This is a genomic window from Exiguobacterium sp., assembly GCF_020832205.1.
Taxonomy (GTDB): Bacteria; Bacillota; Bacilli; order Exiguobacteriales; family Exiguobacteriaceae; genus Exiguobacterium.
This window is the reverse complement of record NZ_JAFIFD010000024.1, coordinates 91918-108223: the sequence shown is the minus strand read 5'-3', so window position 1 is coordinate 108223 and position 16306 is coordinate 91918. Positions and strand designations below refer to the sequence as shown.

General features: G+C 52.3%; 16 protein-coding genes and 1 pseudogene. 12 read left to right on the top strand and 5 right to left on the bottom strand.

The genetic code is table 11. The features are described from left to right. The 5 genes and pseudogenes from JJU47_RS05815 to JJU47_RS05795 form a co-directional block, all read left to right on the top strand. Positions 1-583: pseudogene (locus tag JJU47_RS05815) on the top strand (Gfo/Idh/MocA family protein); the annotation flags it as partial. A 66-nt stretch (positions 584-649) separates the two neighbouring features. Beyond that, a complete protein-coding gene (locus JJU47_RS05810; RefSeq protein WP_228617026.1) occupies positions 650-2062 on the top strand; it encodes an alanine/glycine:cation symporter family protein in 1413 nt (470 codons plus the stop codon). Between the two features lie 108 nt (positions 2063-2170). Continuing rightward, positions 2171-2992: a YihY/virulence factor BrkB family protein gene (locus tag JJU47_RS05805; RefSeq protein ID WP_228617019.1), complete on the top strand. Its 822-nt coding sequence runs from the start codon at positions 2171-2173 to the stop codon at positions 2990-2992. Positions 2993-3071: 79 nt separating this feature from the next. Further along, complete coding sequence (locus JJU47_RS05800) at positions 3072-3626, top strand: hypothetical protein (RefSeq protein ID WP_228617017.1); 555 nt, start codon at positions 3072-3074, stop codon at positions 3624-3626. 22 nt (positions 3627-3648) lie between these two features. Beyond that, positions 3649-3933, top strand: coding sequence for a hypothetical protein (locus JJU47_RS05795; RefSeq protein WP_228617024.1), 285 nt, complete (start codon positions 3649-3651; stop codon positions 3931-3933). Between the two features lie 61 nt (positions 3934-3994). Here JJU47_RS05795 and putP read toward each other — a convergent pair whose 3' ends face one another. Beyond that, the gene (gene putP / locus JJU47_RS05790; protein ID WP_228617014.1) at positions 3995-5476 is read right to left on the bottom strand and encodes a sodium/proline symporter PutP; all 1482 of its coding nucleotides are present in this window, start codon (positions 5474-5476) and stop codon (positions 3995-3997) included. Between the two features lie 346 nt (positions 5477-5822). Then, complete coding sequence (locus JJU47_RS05785) at positions 5823-6839, bottom strand: D-alanyl-D-alanine carboxypeptidase family protein (protein ID WP_228617012.1); 1017 nt, start codon at positions 6837-6839, stop codon at positions 5823-5825. Between the two features lie 238 nt (positions 6840-7077). Between JJU47_RS05785 and JJU47_RS05780 the strand changes: the two genes are divergently transcribed. The 4 genes from JJU47_RS05780 (at position 7078) to JJU47_RS05765 (ending at position 10908) form a co-directional block, all read left to right on the top strand. Continuing rightward, positions 7078-8544, top strand: coding sequence for a carboxypeptidase M32 (locus JJU47_RS05780; protein ID WP_228617010.1), 1467 nt, complete (start codon positions 7078-7080; stop codon positions 8542-8544). Between the two features lie 10 nt (positions 8545-8554). After that, positions 8555-9268, top strand: coding sequence for a glycerophosphodiester phosphodiesterase (locus JJU47_RS05775; RefSeq protein ID WP_228617008.1), 714 nt, complete (start codon positions 8555-8557; stop codon positions 9266-9268). Between the two features lie 253 nt (positions 9269-9521). Further along, the gene (locus JJU47_RS05770; RefSeq protein ID WP_024371934.1) at positions 9522-10322 is read left to right on the top strand and encodes a DUF4397 domain-containing protein; all 801 of its coding nucleotides are present in this window, start codon (positions 9522-9524) and stop codon (positions 10320-10322) included. Further along, a complete protein-coding gene (locus JJU47_RS05765; RefSeq protein ID WP_228617006.1) occupies positions 10270-10908 on the top strand; it encodes a class F sortase in 639 nt (212 codons plus the stop codon). The genes JJU47_RS05770 and JJU47_RS05765 overlap by 53 nt, the downstream gene beginning before the upstream one ends. A 452-nt stretch (positions 10909-11360) precedes the next feature. On the opposite strand, the gene JJU47_RS05760 is transcribed toward JJU47_RS05765, so the two are convergent. Both JJU47_RS05760 and JJU47_RS05755 read right to left on the bottom strand, forming a co-directional pair. After that, positions 11361-11798 (bottom strand): MarR family winged helix-turn-helix transcriptional regulator, encoded by a 438-nt coding sequence (locus JJU47_RS05760; protein WP_034806634.1) that lies wholly within the window; start codon positions 11796-11798, stop codon positions 11361-11363. 90 nt (positions 11799-11888) lie between these two features. Beyond that, positions 11889-12947: a GTP pyrophosphokinase gene (locus JJU47_RS05755; protein WP_228617003.1), complete on the bottom strand. Its 1059-nt coding sequence runs from the start codon at positions 12945-12947 to the stop codon at positions 11889-11891. 94 nt (positions 12948-13041) lie between these two features. On the opposite strand from JJU47_RS05755, the gene JJU47_RS05750 reads away from it, so the two are divergent. Then, the gene (locus tag JJU47_RS05750; protein WP_228617000.1) at positions 13042-13269 is read left to right on the top strand and encodes a hypothetical protein; all 228 of its coding nucleotides are present in this window, start codon (positions 13042-13044) and stop codon (positions 13267-13269) included. Between the two features lie 105 nt (positions 13270-13374). Further along, complete coding sequence (locus JJU47_RS05745) at positions 13375-13698, top strand: YflT domain-containing protein (RefSeq protein WP_029334989.1); 324 nt, start codon at positions 13375-13377, stop codon at positions 13696-13698. Positions 13699-13742: 44 nt separating this feature from the next. On the opposite strand, the gene JJU47_RS05740 is transcribed toward JJU47_RS05745, so the two are convergent. After that, positions 13743-14780, bottom strand: coding sequence for an SDR family oxidoreductase (locus JJU47_RS05740; RefSeq protein WP_228616999.1), 1038 nt, complete (start codon positions 14778-14780; stop codon positions 13743-13745). Between the two features lie 193 nt (positions 14781-14973). Between JJU47_RS05740 and JJU47_RS05735 the strand changes: the two genes are divergently transcribed. Beyond that, positions 14974-16269, top strand: a complete 1296-nt coding sequence (locus JJU47_RS05735; RefSeq protein ID WP_228616997.1) for a glutamine synthetase family protein — start codon at positions 14974-14976, stop codon at positions 16267-16269. Positions 16270-16306: the final 37 nt, after the last annotated feature.

The following is a 16306-nucleotide window of genomic DNA, read 5'->3' as shown; positions in this document are numbered from 1 at the left end:
CGAGGAGAATCAAGTCGAGCTCGTCACCGGGTTCAACCGCCGTTTCGCGCCGGCTAAGACGGCAATGAAGGCCGTCGTAGCCCCGAACCACGTCCTCATCCAGAAGAATCGGACGTATCAGCCGGCGACACTGCGGGAATTCATCGTCGAGGACTTCGTCCACGTCGTCGACACGTTGCGATATTTGACAGGTCTCGAACCGGTGGAACAACTCTCCGTCCGTCCCCGTTACGACGGGGATACGCTCAAGCAACTTCAAATTCAATTCACGGCCGGCGGGATCGAGGCGATCGGGATCATGAACCGGGACAACGGCTGCACGGAAGAAGTGATGGAAGTGATGTCACCGAGCGTGAAGCGGGTCTCCCGGGACGTCGAGCGCGTCTACGACCACACCCCGGACGGCATGCTCGAACGGAGCTTGAGTCCGTGGGAATCGAACTTGACACGGCGTGGGTTCACGACGATGATCGATGAATTTATCAAGCTGCTAAAAGGGGAGCCGAATGATTCCGTAAGGGCCCGTGACAGCCTGACGACCCATGAGTTGTGTGAACAGATCGTCGAAGCGGTCACACGCTGAACACCCCCGTTTCCTGGCGCAATGGAGCGGGTAAGGATTCCTTAAGAGGAGGGATGTTCAGTGGAAATGCAAGAGTTAATCATGCAGGCGAACGACTTGCTATGGACGTATGTCCTTATTTTCGTTTTGATTGCCGGTGGGATCTTCTTCACGATCCGGATGGGCTTCGTCCAGTTCCGGATGCTGCCGGAAATGTTCAAGCTGTTGTTCGTCAAAGGATTGAAGCATGAGAAAGGCCAAGTATCTTCGTTCCAAGCGTTCGCGATCGGGACGGCGGCACGGGTCGGTACCGGGAACATCGCCGGCGTCTCGACGGCGATTGCCCTCGGGGGACCCGGGGCCGTCTTCTGGATGTGGCTCATCGCCTTGATCGGTTCGGCGTCGGCTTTCGTCGAGAGCACGCTCGCCCAAGTGTATAAAGTACACGACGGCAAAGCGTGGCGCGGGGGACCGGCCTATTACATCGAGCGGGCCCTCGGGCAACGCTGGCTCGGCATCGTCTTCGCGATTTTGATCACGTTCTCGTTCGGGTTCGCGTTTAACTCGGTACAAGCGAACACGATCGCCTTGTCCGTCAACAACGTGTTCGACATCGACACGGTATGGGTCGGGCTCATCCTCGCCGTCGTGACAGGGATCGTCATCTTCGGGGGGATCCGCTCCATTTCGACGCTGTCGGGGATCATTGTCCCGGTCATGGCCGGAGGCTACATCTTGCTTGCGATTTGGGTCGTGTTGACGAACCTTGACGCAGTACCGGCCGTGTTCTCGGCCATCTTCTCAGAAGGGGTGCTCGGCTTCCAACAACTGTTCGGTGGTGCGGTCGGCGCTGCCGTCTTGCAAGGGATTCGCCGCGGTTTGTTCTCGAACGAGGCGGGGATGGGCTCGGCTCCGAACGCCGCTGCGACGGCTGAAGTCAGTCATCCCGTGAAACAAGGGCTCATCCAGTCGCTCAGTGTGTTCGTGGACACGCTGTTCATCTGCACGGCGACGGCGATGATCGTCTTAATCTCTGGCGTGCCGGGTTCTGAAGAGCTCCAAGGCATCGAACTCGCCCAAGAAGCGCTTTTGACCGAAATCGGTCCGATCGCGACGTCACTCATGACGATTGCGATTCTGTTGTTCGCGTTCAGTTCGATTCTGGCGAATTATTATTACGGGGAGACGAACATCGAGTTCATTTCAGAACGAAAAGTGTATCTCATCATCTACCGCATCGCCGTGATCGGGATGGTCATGTTCGGTGCCGTTCGTTCGGCAGGGCTCGTCTGGTCGATTGCTGACATCTTCATGGGCTTGATGGCGCTCGTCAACATGTACGCCATCTTCCGTTTGAGCAAGATCGCCCGCGTACTGCTCGATGATTACGTCGCGCAGAAGCGGGCCGGAAAAGATCCGCACTTTAGCCGTGATGACGTCGACTTGCCCGGCAAGGAACACGTCGAGGCGTGGGAAACGAAGCGCGAACATATCGGTTGATTCAGGAGCAAGGGCTGTCTGGCGGTCCTTGCTTTAAATCGATATGAATTAATTTATTTCAAATACCGCATTCGTTTTATAAAATTAATCAAGAAAAGAGTAGAGAACATGATACAAACGATCACGACCGTATTCAAGCGTTTTTTTGTGGAACGCTTCTTTGATCAAGCCGCCATGCTGGCCTATTATTTTATTTTATCGACATTTCCATTTCTTCTGTTCGTGCTCGGGATTGTCGGATTGCTGCCGTTCACGAGCGGAGACGTCATCGATGCGCTCGCCCTCGTCATGCCAGAGGCGAGTTACGAGTTGCTAGAAGGAAACATCGAGGCGATCTTTGACGACTCGAGACTCGGCCTTGCGTCCATCAGCATCTTGCCGGCCCTTTGGATTTCGTCGATGGCAGTGCAATCGCTCGTCCGCTCGCTGAACGACGCCTATCGACTGATTCGCAATAAGTCATTCTTAAGAGGGGCGCTCCAAGACATCGCGGTCACGCTTGCCCTCATGTTCGTCTTACCGTTCTCGCTCGTCGTCCCGGTCGTCGAGGCGGCGTTGCGTGAAGTCTCGACACATATCCTGTTTATCGATGAAATTGTCGCGACGTACGCTCAAATTTGGTTTTATTTCCGCTGGGTTGTCGGGACGCTCATCTTGTTCAGTGTCTTCTTGCTCGTCTATAAATGGTTGCCGAGCCATCGGGGGACGTTTCGGGACAGCTGGAGCGGGGCGGCGTTCGCGACGTTCGGTATCTTGACAGTGTCGAACGTGTTCAGCTACTATTCACAGTATGCAAACTATGAACGCTTCTATGGACAGCTCGGCGCGTTCATCGTGTTGCTCGTCTGGTTTTATTTGGCGGCCTCGGTGATCTTGCTCGGCGGGTTGTTGAACGCCACGCTCATCGAACGAAAAGAAAAGTCCGACTAATCTGCAATTGCTTGTTATCATTCGGAGATTCAGGGAATGATATCGATAAGATCGCATCTTTCAATCGGAGGTGGGAAACATGAATATGCAACGGCTCGTACACAATCGTCGTTTCATCGATCAATCATTGTTTTACCTCGCCTTACAACTATGGAAGTGGATCATGTTGCTACCGGTTCTCTTCTACTTGGACGTTTCGATGCGTGTCGCCCCATTTTCCCAGTACGTGATGGTCAGTTTGATCCTTTACGTCGCATTTCGTGTCATTCAATACGTGATTGCGAGTCGGGCCACTTTGATGGAACTGCTCGAGTTCGGTTACGGGATTCTCTCTCTCGTCCTCGTCACTTCGCTGTTGATTGAAGTCTCGGCCTCACCGACCGCGATTGCGTTCCTTGCCGCTGTCTATCTCGTTCACCCGACGTTGGCGCTTCATCATTACCGTGATTTTAGCGAACGTAAATGGTTGAACAAACAGTTCCAGCTGTTCAGCCCGATGCTCAGGCAAGGGGAGGTGCCGGTCCACGTACTCGTATTGACCGAGGACGAGATCGTCATCACGGCCGAGAGCGGCAAAGAATTCACATACCGTCACATCTATTGGGGCGGGTTCTATTTTGAAAATGTGTCTTAAGGTGGTCGTTTGATTGGATAATATGATTGTCATCGGATTTTGGATTGTCGCGTTCCTTGCATTCTTTAAAGGAGCCTACGACATGTGGCGCGAGTATCGATCGACGAAGCAACGATCGGTCCTTTATTTCTTGATCGCCTTGATTTTGACTTGGTTTTGGTTCAACCCTTACGAATTGACCGCACTTCACCCGTTCGTTCTCATGGCTTACTATTGGAATCGGAACCGGACGCTTCGTAACGTGATGCTCGTCCTTGTCCTCGTTCCATTCATCATCCGCGTGTGGTTACTCGCTACGACGATGTGAACTCAAACTAAAATAGGCATAATAAAACACGACCCTGACGAAGGGTCGTGTTTTATTATGTTTATTCTTCTCTCGCGGCAGCAAGTTCTGCTTCCATCTCAGAGAATTCACGGCTGATTCGTTTTTGCTCACGCTGACTCGTGAACGTACTGACGAGTACGATGGCCAACATACTGAGGAAGAATCCTGGCACCATCTCGTAAATGACGTTTGAGAGCCCTGTGACGATCCAGAGGATGACAGTGAGTGCACCGACAAGGATACCGGCGAGGGCGCCTTGACGTGTCATCTTGTTCCAGTAGAGAGACAAGAGAATCGCTGGACCGAAGGCAGAACCGAAACCTGCCCACGCATAGCCGACGAGTGTCAAAATCGTGTTCGACGGGCTGAGCGACATGAGTGTCGCGACAACACCGACGAGAAGGACACCGATTCGTCCGGCGCGTACCATTGTCTTCTCGCTCGCTTCTTTGTTAAAGAACTTGCGATAGAAGTCTTCCGTCAACGCCGATGACGTGACGAGCAACTGCGAGGACACGGTCGACATGACCGCAGCAAGGATCGCGGCGAGCAAGAAACCAGTGATGAACGGGTGGAACAAGACGTCCGAGAAGCGGATGAACACCGTTTCCGGGTCTGCGAGCGGATTGCCCTGACCGCGGAAGTAGGCGATACCGACGAGTCCTGTCATCACGGCACCGATAATCGAGACCGTCATCCAACCCATTCCGATGCGACGTGCCGTCTTCAAAGAAGGGACGTCTTTGATCGCCATAAAGCGGACGATGATGTGCGGTTGCCCGAAATAGCCAAGGCCCCACGCGAGAAGCCCGATGATACCGAGCGTCGTCGTTCCTTTGAACAAGTCAAACAAGTCTGTGTTGATCGCTGTCGCTGTGTTGACGGCGTTCGACATCCCACCGACGTCTGATAACGCCACAAACGGCACGAGAACGAGGGCGAGGAACATGATCACACCTTGTGCGAAGTCAGTCCAACTGACGGCAGTGAAACCACCGAACAGCGTGTAAAGGATGACGACGCTGATCGTGACGATGACACCGGTCTGATAGTTGATTCCGAATGAGCTTTCAAATAGTTTACCACCTGAAACGAGTCCGGCCGACGTGTAGAACGTGAAAAAGATGATGATGACGGACGCGGACAGAATCCGTAGCCAGTTCGAGTGATCTCGGAACCGATTCTCAAGGAAGTCTGGAATCGTGATCGAGTCATTCGCCATCTCAGTGAAGACGCGAAGACGCGGAGCAACTAGCAAGTAGTTCAAGTAAGCTCCGATGACCAATCCAACGGCTAACCAAATTGCTGACAATCCCGTGGCATACATGGCCCCCGGTAGTCCCATTAACATCCAACCACTCATATCCGATGCTCCGGCTGACATGGCTGTAACACCTGGCCCCATTTTACGGCCACCTAACATATAATCTGATGAATCGGTCGTACGTTTAAACGCGACGTACCCGATAGCGAGCATCATCACGAGGTAAAGCGCGATGGATACCCATTCTTGCCATAACATTGTATTACCTCCTGTACGCTTTCATATGGTTCAATCATTCGCTTGAACATTGTGGTGTAATTCCCATAATGTCATCAGCGGGAACGGTAAAGACGAACTTGTGACTAACCTTAACGGACCTTGTGAGGCATTGCAAACTGTCATCTTTTCATAAAAACGGCTCTAAAGCCCATTATACCAACGGATAAGCAACTGTTTTTTCATAACAAAAGTTTAAATTTTCTGAATATTCGTCATACGGAGGATATGCCTATGTAATCTGTTTGTAACATTAAACAGTGGTTATTTCCCTTTCTTATAAAAAACACGTAAAGAAAGAGGCTGACAACGTCAGTCCTCTCAGAATTTACGGGATGTCCCGTCCGAAAATAAGTTGTTCGACGTTGCGCATTGTCGGGAACGTCTGCCCGGACCGCGCTTGCATCGTCACGAGTGCATACTGTTTGCCGCCTTCCTCCATTAAGAAGACCATCGTATAGCCTGATTCATCCGTATACCCGGTTTTTGTCGCCCGGACGAGGTCAGAATAATGGATACTGCGCTCATTGACGGCAGAACCTAGATGATACCACCAACGCCGTTTCTGGTTTCCGTCTTGGTCGATGAAGTTTGCCTCGTATTCATATGTACCGGCTATTTCGACCAGTTCCGGATAGTGACCGAACACGTACGCGATTTTAGCCATATCGTGGGCGGTCGTGTAGTGATCAGGGTCTGAGTAGCCATGGGCATTCATAAAATGCGTGCCCGTCAATCCTAACACGGTCGCCCGTGCGTTCATCAACTCGACGAACTCGCCCGTCGTCCCGCTCACATATTCAGCCAGACTGTTGGCTGCGTCATTTCCAGACTCGAGCAACGTCGCATACAGCGCCTGGCGGACGGAGAGTTGGTCACCGACGGCGAGATGGGCGATATGGCTGTCCCATGGAATATCAAGTGTCGAAGACTTGATTTTAATGAGCGGGGCGTCAAGCTCGTTTGAAACGGACGCCTTCTCATAGGCAAGGAGGGCGGTCATCAGTTTCGTCGTACTCGCAGGAAAGACACGGTCATCCCCGTTTTTGTCCATGAGAATGACACCATCGGTCAAATCGACGAATGTCATTGCACCGACGAGGATGTCGTCATACACGACGTCCGCAATCAGTCCTTGCTTCCATTCATTGATCGGGATGACAGGGAAATCCGGACCTTGACTGACCGGGGTCACTATTGGCGCGGCAGCTTTCGGCTCGACTGGCGTCTCGCGTTTGAAGCCGACGAGAGCCGGGATGAGTGCGATGACGGCGAGAAGTGCGAAACCAAAGATGAGGCGCCGCATCATATACGTTTGTTTTCGGTGTCTGCGTGTTTGCTTCACTATACATTCGCCCCTTTATGTTTTTACTTTTCTACCATAATGGATAACCGGTGTCCGAATCGTCTGAAAAATCTTGAAACAGGTCAATATTTTCTCAGAATGTCCACCTCTTTTCATTAATAGAGAGAAGAGGCACCACGTAGGGTGGTGCACGTGGATGTGCCGAAACAATAGGCAAGGACAACCGAATATAATAAAGTAGAAGTGTAACGACATAACGCATAGGAGTGGTATCGAGATGGAACTGACGAAACAGTGGCGTGACCATTTTAAACAACTACGGGCATTTGATGAGGCAATCTCTCTATTGTATTGGGATATGCGGACGCAAATGCCGGAGCAGTCGGCACCGCTTCGGGCCGAGACGATCGGATACTTGTCGACGGAGGCGTTCAAGCGACAGACGAGCGACTCGTTCAAACGGCTGCTCAACGAGATGGAGGAGACGAGCGGATTGACGATGACAGAGCAACGCTCGCTTCAAGTAGCGAAGACACAATACGAACGGAATGCAAAAATTCCGGCAAGTGAATATCAAGCATACGTGACACTCGTCTCCGAAGCGGAAACGGCGTGGGAAAAGGCAAAAGATCAGAACGATTGGGCCATGTTCGCGCCTTATCTGAAAAAAATCATTACGTATCAACGGAAGTTTGCCGATTACTTCGGTTATGACGCGCATCCGTATGATGCACTCTTGTACGATTTTGAGCCGGGAATGACGGTCGCCCAACTCGATGACCTGTTTGAGACGCTCCGTGACGAGCTCGTTCCGTTGATTCGCAACTTGCCTGGCGGCACCGCTTCGCTCGATTGGTCGATGGACCAAAAAGCACAAGAACGGATTTGTCATGACTGGATGCGAGTCGTCGATTACGACTTGAGCCGAGGACGGCTCGACGCGACCGTCCATCCGTTCGAAATCACGATCAACCGTCGCGATGTCCGGATCACGACCAAGTACGATGAAGCAGATTTCCGGAACGCCTTGTTCGGGACGATGCACGAGGCTGGTCATGCGACGTATGAGCAACAGATTGACGAGTCGCTCGATGAACTCGGACTCGGTGGCGGCGCCTCGATGGGGATTCACGAGTCGCAGTCGTTGTTTTTTGAGAATTTCGTCGGTCGGAGCGTCGCTTTCTTAAAGAGCGTCTATCCGAATCTGCAGGCCGAACATCCAGCCTTGCAAGCCGTCGACTTTGAAACGTTCTATGCCGGAGTGAATGAAGCGAAGCCATCGCTCATCCGCATCGAGGCAGACGAACTGACGTACAGTCTGCACATCATCATCCGCTACGAACTCGAGAAGGCGCTCATTCAAGGCGTCCTTACTGTCGACGAGTTGCCGGAAGCTTGGAACAAGCTTTACAAAGAGTATCTCGGTGTCGACGTCCCAAGCGATGCTAAAGGCGTGCTTCAAGACGTGCACTGGGCCGGCGGGTCGTTCGGTTACTTCCCGAGCTACGCGCTCGGATTGATTTATGCGGCTCAATTGACAGAGGCGTTAAAGGGTGAGCATCCCGATTTCGAGACGTGGGTCGCAACAGGCGAATTCGCGCCGATCAAGCAGTGGCTTGAAACGAACGTGCACCGCCATGGAAAAACGCTCACACCGAACGAGTTGATTCGTGCCGTCACCGGGGAAGACATCTCCGTTCGTCCGCTCGTCCGTTATTTGACAGCCAAATACGGCACCGCGTGAGGCAAACGTGATGAAGCTTTTTGCACACCGTGGAGTGATGGCGCATTACCCGGAAAACACGATGGCAGCTTTTCGTGCCGCCATCGTGGCCGGGGCTGACGGGATTGAGACGGACGTTCATATGACGCGCGACGGTGTACTTGTGCTCATCCATGACGAATCGCTCGAACGTACGACGGACGGGCGCGGACGCGTCGTCGACTTGACGTTAGCTGAGCTTCGAACGGCCAACGCGGCGGTCCATTTCGAGGGAAGCGAACCGGTCCCGACGCTTGAAGAGTTTCTAGCGCTGGTCATGCCGACGGGGTTGTGTGTAAACCTTGAATTAAAGACAGACATCGAACATTATCCAGGCATCGAAGAGCGTCTCGTCGAGGTCGTCGAGCGGACAGACTTTCCTGCAAATCGCCTTGTAATCTCTTCTTTTAATCATGACACGTTAAGACGTTTACGGAAGTTGTCGACCGAGTATGAACTTGCGGCCCTCTCCTCAAGGCGGATCGCGGACCCGGTCGCGTACTTGAAACAACTCGATGCGAGCGCATTCCATCCGAGTGTACGCGCATCGACGGACGCGGAGATCGCGACGTTAGTCGAAGCAGGTGTCAAAGTCCGGCCATACACCGTCAAGACGCTTGACCAATTGACCCGGTTTCAGAAACTCGGTGTGGATGCACTGTTCGTCAATGACATCGAATGGGCGCGAACACATTTAGCCTTGTGACGATACACGTCACAGGGTTTTTCTTTTAATGAGACAGGGTAGTAAAGAGAGTGTAAAGAAAGCGGTATCATCTGGAAAGTCGACGTAGCACATTCCGGACACACTGCCACCTTTACGCCGTTGCTCCGTTGTCTTAAGTTTAAGATGTCACCAGCTACATAGCAATCAGATGTAGCACGCTATGCAGCATCACACCAAACTTGTCGTACGCAGTCAATCGGTCAACCCAAGGGGAAAAAGGAGGAAATTTCACATGAAGAAATTGATGTCTTTGCTCGGAACGCTCGCACTCGCGTTCGCACTCGTCTTACCAGTCAGCGCGGACGGCCATGAAGGCGATGCGATGGTCCGGGTGCTTCACGCTTCACCTGACGCACCGGCGGTCGACGTGTATGTTAACGGCGAAGTCGCGGTCGAAGGCGCAGAGTTCAAAGCGCTCACAGATTATTTGACACTACCAGCCGGTGATTACAACGTTGAGATCAAGCCAGCCGGTGACACGGAAACGGTCGTCGTCGCAGCTGACCTCTCGCTCGAAGCCGGCAAGTTCTACACAGCGGCAGCAATCGGTCAATTAGAAAACATCGAGATCGCAGCGATGGAAGATGACGCCAACTTCGAAGACGGCAAATCGAAAGTCCGCGTTGCCCACTTCTCACCAGATGCTCCAGCGGTAGATGTCGCGCCTAAAGGCGGAGACCCGCTCTTCTCGAACCTCGAGTTCAAAGCGGTATCTGACTACGGTACACTCGACGCTGGCACGTATGACCTTGAAATTCGTCCAGCCGGAGCGACAGACGTCGTGAAAGCGCTCGACGGCGTTGCTCTTGAAGGCGGCAAGAACTATACAGCATTCGCAATCGGTCTTCTTGAAGGAGAGCCGGCGTTTGAAGTATTGCTCGCAGCAGACGGTGGGGAAATGGCCGGAGCTCCTGAAACAGGACAAGGCGGTCTCGCCCAAACTGCTTCAATGAACTGGTTGCTCGCAGCAGCGGCACTTGGTGCGGCAGCAGCTGGCTTCTACGTCTTTCGTCGTAAACAGCAAGACGCTTAAGTTACTCTTGATTGGGACGTTCCTATTTCTCACGGTTTCCGCCTCGGCCGATGCGCCTGACGCAACGCCGAAGCTGAAAACGGTCGGTTTTTCTGAACCGCTCGTTCTCGCCTCGACAGAAGTCGAGCGGCAGTCGTTTCATCGTGAGACGTTCATCCCGAAACGATTGATCATCCCATCGATTGACGTCGATGCGAAGGTGCAACCGGTCGGGAAAGACCGACTCGACCGGATGGACACCCCGGATCATGTCAACGAAGTCGGATGGTATCAATATGGCGCCAAAGCTGGTGCCCTCGGTAACGTCGTACTGTCTGGTCATCTCGATGATCTGCAGGGTCCTGCCATCTTTAGCGACCTCGGGACGTTACAGCGTGGAGAGATGGTGACACTCCAGCATAGCGAACAGGTTGCCAAATACGAGGTCGTCTCTGTGGAACGGTACCGGCTCGAAGATGTGCCGCTCGCTTCGATTTTCGCAGCGACACAATCTGAGCGGTTGCAACTCATCACGTGTGCAGGTCCATACGATCCTGAACACGGGTATCGTGACCGCATCGTCGTGACGGCCAAACTTATACGTTGATTAAATCGACAGCCCGGAGTGATTGCTACTCCGGGCTGTTTGTCGTTTAATTAGGTGAAGCCAATCTTCCATTCAATACGCAGAACGGGGATGAATACGATCACGTTAATAAACAAATATGCCTCGTCGGTCGGATTATGGTTGATCATCTGGTTCCTCGCCTATACGACGGTGGACAATATCGGATGGAGTGTTCTGATTGCGACAATGAGCTATCTGGTCTTGCGGAGCGTGTTCAAAAGATCAGAGCAAAGACAGACGCGGACGTTTGAACGAAAACTTAGAGGTGCGCGTCTCCGCAATGAGGAGGAATTGTATACCGAAGAAAAACGCAGATGGGATCAGTTGGGACGGGACCGAGCGGCTGACGATAAAAACATCGATAAAAAATAAGCCCCAGACCTCATCCAGAAGATGGGGCTGCGGCTTATTTTTGATGTCGACGTAGACTGTTAGGCGTCCATGCGGTCGAGCAACTTCGAGAGGACGATCAGTTCTTCGTCCGAGAAGTCCTCAAACACGTCCATCAAATATTCGATCTTCATATCTTCTAACGTTTCGAACAAGGCGCGGCCTTCTTCTGTCGCTTGAAGTTCAACGACGCGACGATCGCGTTCACTGCGCTCACGCGAAATGAGACCTTTCTTCGTCAACTCGTCCGCTAACGCGGTGATCATCGACGCTGAAAATTGGAACTCGTTCGACAGGGCCGAAGCGATTTGCGGGCTCGTTTGGCAGAGCGACCGAAGGATGAAGAATTCATTGCGTGTTAAATACTGTGAGAACATCGCCCGGAGGTTTTTTTTCACTCCGCGATAGTTCATGCGAATCCCGCGTTCAGCGTCAGCAACGAGCTGACGGCGGGATGCTGTTTGGACAGGTGTTGTCATCCTCGGAAGTCCCTCCTACTAAAAAATCATTATTTGCATATATTTCAGAACATAAAAACATTCTACATCAAAAACATGAAGTCTGTAAAGTTATGTTGGCTCTTCTCGGACGCGTAATTGTTGGATAATTTCATCATAATGTTTCAAATCCGGATAGAACCGGCGGAAGAAGAACTCGATTTGTTGATCGTCCCCTTCGGCAAGCAGCTTGGCCAGGACGGCATAGACGACTCCCATGCCTTGGCGCGGCAAAAGAGAAGACGGTAATAGAGTGGCGCAGTTGACGGCTTGTTTAAAATAATGGTCGAGCGTATCACTTAAATCTTGAAACGTTCGAATCTCTGCATAATGGAACATGCGCGTCAACTCGATGATCGTCGAGAGGTCCGTCTCGAGCAGCCAGTCGCTTTGGAAGATAGCGTTATCGAGTTTCTCGACGGTGACGTCGTTGGCGATATAGTAGTTCAAGTTGTCACGGGTGATCGTGACTTCCTCTGGCGACTCGACGATGCGCTCGACTGTCTCTTGTTCGAACGTCCGCAGCTGCTTACGAATGTTCACAAACTCCGAGTCGGCGATCTCAAGCAGTCCGGCGACTCGGCTGAAGCTGCGTTTGATTTCAGGCGGCACCGCGTTCGGATTCTTATAGCCGAGGTCGTGCTCGATTTCTGCCCAAGCGTGTTGCAAGATCGACCGGACTTGAATCTCCGCTTCTTTCTCTTCATAGCGCCGGTATTCCCCGAGCGCAAGCCGCTTGTCGTTCAATCCGACGACGTAATGGACAGACAAATAACCGAACTCGTTCGGGTCGAGCAGCGTCGACTTGTCAATCGACTGTTCCCGGTCGATCCGAAACTCTTCTTCGAGGATTTGAGCGACGGCGCGCACGTCGTCGTGAAAATACGTCACGATCCGAATACCGGCCAAGTCTTGTACGTCTCGGAGCGACCGGTATTGGTACGGCTTTCTAGATAGTTTGGCGTAGAGGCTCTCGGCTTCCTTCGCCCGGGCGACGATGGAATGGAACTGAATTCCGGCATCATCGAGCAATTCGCTAAGTAGTTGTTTCAGCTTGGCGGCGAACGCCTCGTAATCTTCCTTTTCATTCAAGTAGTCGAGCATGATCGCATTCATATCATGTGTCGGCATCCGTATCACTCCTTGTCTCATTGTCTTAAGTATAGCATCATTGAAATGCGGACACATATGACGTAGATACAGAATGTATAGGGGAGGTGCTACGATGAGGGCAAACCACTCGTTCGAATCAAACGAACTAGAAAAACTTGAGATTGCGGCGTCCATCTTGCAACAGTCCGGTTACCGAATCTCACGCATCCAGCGACAAGGGACGTCGGTATCTTTCACGGCCACGTGTACAGCGGTCGCCTCTGAACAGGAAGAGCGGGCGCGGATTGAAACGCTCGTCGAACATTTCGCGATTGAGGCCTGGTCGGTTCGATTCGGTTAAGGACGCCTTTCTGACGCTCATCATAAAATCGGGTTTTACGTCTCATTTTTGGGGAATAGTATATTATTCGATTTTTACGAAGGTGAACGTTTAGGAGGATGAATGATGTTAGAAACGAGAATTGTACGAGATATGATGTCGGTCGACCATGAAGTGAACGGGATGGTTTCGGGCGGCTGTGTGAACGAGCATATTTACTTATTTGCGAAAGACGAAGAGTTGACGCTTCGCCTTGCCGCCGAAGCGGGCGTCCAGCCTTACCGCATCACGGAAAAAGGGCTCTGGGAGTCGCTCGTCTCAAAATTCACGAAGAACTCAGACGATCGGATCGAACAACTGGAGAGCCTCGGTTTGACGAAAGAAATGGTCGAATCGCTTGAAGGGGAAATCCAAGACGGCAAAATTGTGCTCGTCTGTGACAAATCATAACGAACTCATACGAAACGGACCTGACGCGCGTCAGGTCCGTTTTTTTATTTCGTATCGTAATACGCGTCGACGATTCGTTTGAGCGACTGTTCGTTCAAATCGAGCGGGGCATACCCGGCCTCGGCGAGCAACTGTTTCGTGTTCGAATCGACAAAACTGATGTCGCGATTCAAGTAAGGATTGAATACTTTGACCATGTCATTGAATGCCTGTTCGACCACGCTCAAGGACGTCGTCGGTGTGTCCGTGATGCGCAAGTGCGGGAAGGCGAGCGCATGTTTCATGTAACCAAGCATGTCTTCATTACGGGGCGGTGTGTCGTTCGTCACGTTATAGATCGTGTTCGGTCGAGCGTGTTCGATCGCGGCAAGTAGCACGTCAGCGACGTAGTCGACCGGGACGAGGTTCGATGTACCTGTCTCGGATCCGACGAGCCGAATCGGTCCATCCGGTGCACCGCGGCGCTCAAGACGGCGTTTGAACACTTCAAGGGCACGCATGTACCCGTACATCGTGAATTTCGAGTCGGCTTCGCCGGTCTTCGAGTCCCCGACGATGATGGCCGGACGGAAGATTGATACGTCGAGATGATGTCGCTCATCCCAGACCGCCTGTTCCGCGTGGGCTTTGCTTTCTTCATACGGGTTGTGGAATGGTTGATCCGTCGCATAGAGTGTCTCGTGACCGACTTCGCGGACACCGAGCGTATAAGCGGTACTCACATGGAAGAAGCGGGGGCAATCGAGCGCTTTCGTGAGCGCGAGAGCTTGTTTCGTCCCGGTGAGGTTCGTCTCGAACAGTTCATCCCGAAGTTCTTCATCGAACTTGACGAGCGCCGCCATATGGAGCACCAAGTCAATTTTCTTTTTGTTCGTCTCGATGAACGCATCATCGGCTCCAAGCAACGGTGACGTCAAATCCCCGGCGAGGACGTCGATGGATGCGAGTTGCTCTGTCGAGAAGGTGCGCTTCACTTTTTCCGGTGAGCGGGCGAGCAAGTAGAGCCGATGCCCCCGGGCAATCAATTCACGTGCCAGCCGACCTCCTAAAAATCCTGTCGCGCCTGTCATAAATATGTTCACAGCGTTCTTCCTCTCTGTCTCAGTCTTCTACCATCATACCAACAAGGGGCCATTTGAGCCACTTTGACCATTTGTTTTCGAATTTGGGGTTTAACAATTTTTAAAGTGGGTTATGACTTAAAGAGAAGCGTACGCAAGGTACGTCATGACAGTGTTGACCTGTCAAATAACTTAAGTGAGGTTTTTTAGAATCATGGCAAATCTATTCGGAACTGATAAGGATGGCTACAGGAAGAAGCAAGCAGAGATCGAGAAGACGGTCGAAGAGAAAGGGATCACCCAGATTCACATGTATTTCTCGGACGTGCTCGGAGATCTGAAACTGTTGACTCTGTCTGCGAAGTTGTTGCCGGAAGTCTTTGAAGGGAAGACGATGTTTGACGGGTCGTCCATCGATGGTTTCTCCTCAATCAAAAACTCAGACTTATTCTTACGCCCGGATTTAGATCGACCACGCTACGAACAAGACGGTGACGAGAGCATCCTCGCCTTTTTCTGTGACGTTTGTAAGCCGGACGGCGAACGCTACGAGTTCGATCCCCGGAACGTCTTGAAAGATGCGCTAGAGCGTGCTGCTCGTGACGGCTACTCGATTTTTGTAGGAGCCGAGCCTGAGTTCTTCATCTTTGACGAAAACGGTGAATTTTACGACGAGGCGGGTTACTTCTCGACGCGTTCAGAAGATAAAGGGTACGAAGTCCGCCAGCACATCGCCAACCGCTTGAGCGAGGTCGGCTTCAATATCGAAGCGGTCCACCACGAGGTCGCGCCGGCCCAGCATGAGATCGGTATCAAGTATGATGATGCGCTCCACACAGCGGACAACATTCAATTCTTCAAGGAAATCGTCCAACTTGCCGCCCAAGAGAAAGGCGCGAAAGTATCGTTCTTGCCAAAACCGCTCCGTGACGTGAACGGGTCGGGGATGCACCTCAACATCTCGGTCTGGAAGAACGATAAAGATGGCAACCCGACAGACAACGCCTTCGAAGAGCCGAAATCGGACTATGGCCTCTCGGATACGGCTCGCTACTTCATCGAAGGGATCTTGAAGCATGCGCGGGCGACGGCCATCTTCACGAACCCGCTCCCTGAGTCGTATGAACGTCTCGTCCCAGGTTTTGAAGCTCCGGTCAACATTTGCTGGAGCCCATCGAACCGCAGCTCGATGATCCGTATCCCGGCGTCGCGCGGCAGTGCCACTCGCGTCGAAGTACGAAATCCGGATCCGAGCGCGAACCCGTATTTGGCGCTCGCAGCGCTCATCTACGCGGGACTCGAAGGGATCGAGCAACAGCTCGAACCATCGGCCCCGAACGAAGACGACTTGTTCGAATACTCGGCGAAACAAATCGAGAGTCAAGGCATCGCCTCGCTCCCGTCGACGTTCCACGAGTCGATTCAATCGCTTAAATCGGACAGCTTCCACGATTACTTCAATGAAGATTTAATCGACCGCTACTTGTCGCTCATTCAAGTGCGCAAGTAATAACAAAAGACGCCGTTCCTCCGACGAGAGGAATGGC